The 3,165-nt window shown below is 79.0% G+C and carries 4 protein-coding genes; all 4 read left to right on the top strand.

All coding sequences use genetic code 11. From position 1 onward, the window contains the following. The coding region (locus GV126_RS35390; RefSeq protein ID WP_159675528.1) for a glycosyltransferase at positions 1-598 on the top strand (598 nt) is incomplete at its 5' end. Between the two features lie 53 nt (positions 599-651). Then, positions 652-1,236 carry a D-sedoheptulose-7-phosphate isomerase gene (locus GV126_RS35385; protein ID WP_159675527.1) on the top strand — a complete coding sequence of 195 codons (585 nt, stop codon included), beginning with the start codon at positions 652-654 and terminating at the stop codon, positions 1,234-1,236. A 1-nt stretch (position 1,237) separates the two neighbouring features. Beyond that, complete coding sequence (gene rfaE2 / locus GV126_RS35380) at positions 1,238-2,728, top strand: D-glycero-beta-D-manno-heptose 1-phosphate adenylyltransferase (protein ID WP_159675525.1); 1,491 nt, start codon at positions 1,238-1,240, stop codon at positions 2,726-2,728. After that, positions 2,725-3,165, top strand: a 441-nt coding sequence (locus GV126_RS35375) for a glycosyltransferase family 9 protein (RefSeq protein ID WP_369123919.1), incomplete at its 3' end; no start/stop codon positions are given. The genes rfaE2 and GV126_RS35375, both read left to right, overlap by 4 nt.

The following is a 3,165-nucleotide window of genomic DNA, read 5'->3' as shown; positions in this document are numbered from 1 at the left end:
CCCCGGCCGTGCCCGCCGCCACCGGCTGCTCGCCTGCGGCCGGCTGGTCCCCCGCAAGGGCTACGATCTGGCGATCCGCGCCCTGAGCCGGATCCCGAACACCGAACTGCTGCTCGCCGGCGGCCCGCCGCCCGAGCACCTGGACGGCGAACCCGAGGCGCGGCGGCTGCGGGAACTGGCCGACCGAGAGGGCGTCGGCGACCGGGTGCACCTGCTCGGCGCCGTCGACCCGGCCCGCATGCCCGCGCTGATGCGCAGCGCCGCCCTGGTGCTGTGCACGCCGGTGTACGAGCCGTTCGGCATCGTGCCGCTGGAGGCGATGGCCTGCGCGGTGCCCGTCGTCGCCACCGACGTCGGCGGGCACCGCGACTCCGTCGCCGACGGCCGCACCGGCCGCCTGGTCACCCCCGGTGACCCGGACGCGGTCGCCGCCGCCGTCCGCGACCTGCTCGGCAGCGACCGCGTCCGCCGCCGCTACGGCACCGCGGGCCGCGCCCGGGTCCTGGCCCGCTTCACCTGGCCGCGCGTCGCCGACGGCGTCGAACAGGTCTACCGCCGGCTGACGGCCGGCCACGAACTGAAGTCGGAGGTGGCCTGATTGCACACCGTTCGCCGGCCCACCGAGTCCACCGAGCCCACGGAGGTGGCGTCATGAGCGTCGAGTCACCGGCCGTCACCGGACACTGCGACGAACTCCTCGTCGCCCTCGGCCAGTTCCGCGCGTCCGCGCACATCACCCAGCGCTGGGGCGAACGGCTCGCCGCCGTCCTCGGCGGCGGCGGACGGCTGCTGGCCGCCGGCAACGGCGGCAGCGCCGCCCAGGCCCAGCACCTGCCCGCCGAACTCGTCGGCCGCTACCGCGACGACCGGCCGCCGTTCTCCGCGATCGCCCTGCACGCCGACACCTCCTCCACCACGGCCATCGCCAACGACTACGGCGGGGACGAGGTGTTCGCCCGCCCGGGGCGCGCCCACGGCCGCCGCGGCGACGTGCTGATGCTACTGTCCACCAGCGGCGCCAGCGCCAACCTGCTGTCCGCCGCGGACGCCGGGCGGGCCGCCGGCATGCACGTGTGGGCGCTGACCGGCCCCGCGCCCAACCCGCTCAGCGCGGGCAGCGACGAGGCGCTGTGCGCACCCGGGACGTCCACGGCGACCGTGCAGGAACTCCACCTGGTCGCGGTGCACATGGTCTGCGCGGCGTTCGACGCGGCGCTGGACCGGGGCGGGAGGTGACATGGCGGGGAAGTCACCTCTCGTCGTCGTCGGCGACGCCCTGCTCGACCGCGACCTGACCGGGCACGCCGACCGGCTCGCGCCCGACGCGCCCGTGCCGGTGGTCGCCGACTGCGCGGAGCGGGTACGACCCGGCGGCGCGGCCTTGGCGGCCTGGTTGGCCGCCCGCGACGGCCGCGACGTCACCCTGATCACCGGCCTGGACGACGGTCCGGCCGCCCGCGAACTGCGCCGGCTCCTCGAACCGTGGCTGGAGCTGATCCCCCTGCCGATGAGCGGCGCGCTGCCGGAGAAGACCCGCATCCTCGCCCAGGGCCGCCCGGTGGCCCGCCTGGACCGCGGCGGCGGCCGGGTGCGCGAGGCCGCCGCCGCGGCCCGTGCCGCGCTCGCCGCCGGGCCCGCCGTCCTGGTCTCCGACTACGGCCGGGGCGCCGCCCACGCGCTGCGCGAGGAGCTGCGCAGGCGGCCCCCGGTGGTGTGGGACCCGCACCCGCGCGGCGGCCCGCCCACGCCGGGCACCCGCCTGGTCACCCCGGCCCGCTCCGAGGCCCGCGGCTTCGCGGCCGGGCTGACCGGCGACCGGCCGGCGCCCGGCACCCCGGGCGCACCCCCCGACGAGGCCACCGGCCGGCGCAGCGACCTGCGCACCGTCACCGAGGAGGCCGCCGCCCTGGTACGGCACTGGCGGGTGGGCGCCGTGACCGTCACGCTCGGGGCGCGCGGCGCGCTGCTGTCGTACGGGGAGCACCCGCTGCTGGTGCCCGCGACCGCCGACCACCACGGCGACGCGTGCGGCGCGGGGGACCGGTTCGCGGCGACGGCGGCCGGACTGCTCGCGGACGGCGCGCTGGTCGGCGAGGCCGTGGAGGGCGCGGTCACCGCGGCGAGCGCCTTCGTCGGCGCCGGCGGCGCGGGCGCCCTGGCCGGCCCTGCGCACCCCTCCGGCACTTCGCACCCCTCCCGCACTGCGCGCGGAGCCGGGGCGCCCGCGCACCCCCCCGGCGCCCCGCCCCCGCCGGGACCGCCCGCGCCCGGGGACGACCCCGCGGCCGTCATCGCCCGCGTCCGGGCCGCCGGCGGCACCGTCGTCGCCGCGGGCGGCTGCTTCGACCTGCTGCACGCCGGACACGTCGGCCTGCTCCAGGCGGCCCGGCGCATCGGCGACTGCCTGGTCGTCTGCGTCAACTCCGACGCCTCCGTGCGCCGCCGCAAGGGCGAGGGCCGGCCGGTCAACCCGCTCGCCGACCGCGTCCGCGTGCTGCGCGCCCTGGCCTGCGTGGACGCCGTGGCCGTCTTCGACGAGGACACCCCCGAACGACTCCTCGCCGAACTCCGCCCCGACGTCTGGGTCAAGGGCGGCGACTACGCGGCGGCCGAACTGCCCGAGGCGGCCCTGCTGCAGGAGTGGGGCGGCCAGGCCGTGCTGCTGCCGTACCTCGACGGCCGCTCCTCGACGGCCCTGATGGCCAGGGCGGCCGAGGGGGCGCGATGACCGGCACCACGGCGGCGCGGCGCACCCCCCGCGTGCTCGTCCTGCGGGCGCTGGGGCTCGGCGCCCTGCTGGCCGGCGTACCCGCGCTGCGCGCTCTGCGGCGCGGCTTTCCCGGCCACGAACTGGTGCTCGCCGCGCCCGAGGAGCTGCGGGAGGTCGTCGCCGCCACCGGCACCGTCGACCGGCTGCTGCCGGCATCCGCGCCCGGCCGCGCCGTCCCGCGCACCCTCAACTGGGCCGGCCCGCCCCCGGACGTCGCCGTCGACCTGCACGGCAACGGCCCGCCCAGCCACCTGCTGCTCGCGGGTCTCGGCCCCGGGCGGCTGTTCGCCTTCGCGCACCCCGACACCCCCGGGATCGACGGCCCGCCCTGGTACGCCGACGAGCACGAGCGGGACCGCTGGTGCCGCATGCTGCGCTGGTACGGCCTCGACGCC

This window comes from Streptomyces mexicanus (genome assembly GCF_902506575.1).
GTDB lineage: Bacteria > Actinomycetota > Actinomycetes > Streptomycetales > Streptomycetaceae > Streptomyces > Streptomyces mexicanus.
This window is presented reverse-complemented; position numbering and strand designations above follow the sequence as displayed.

Excerpts from the sequence above, each read along its gene's own strand:
- rfaE2 (WP_159675525.1), top strand. The coding sequence starts at position 1,238 with ATGGCGGGGAAGTCACCTCTCGTCGTCGTCGGCGACGCCCTGCTCGAC.
- GV126_RS35385 (WP_159675527.1), top strand. The coding sequence starts at position 652 with ATGAGCGTCGAGTCACCGGCCGTCACCGGACACTGCGACGAACTCCTC.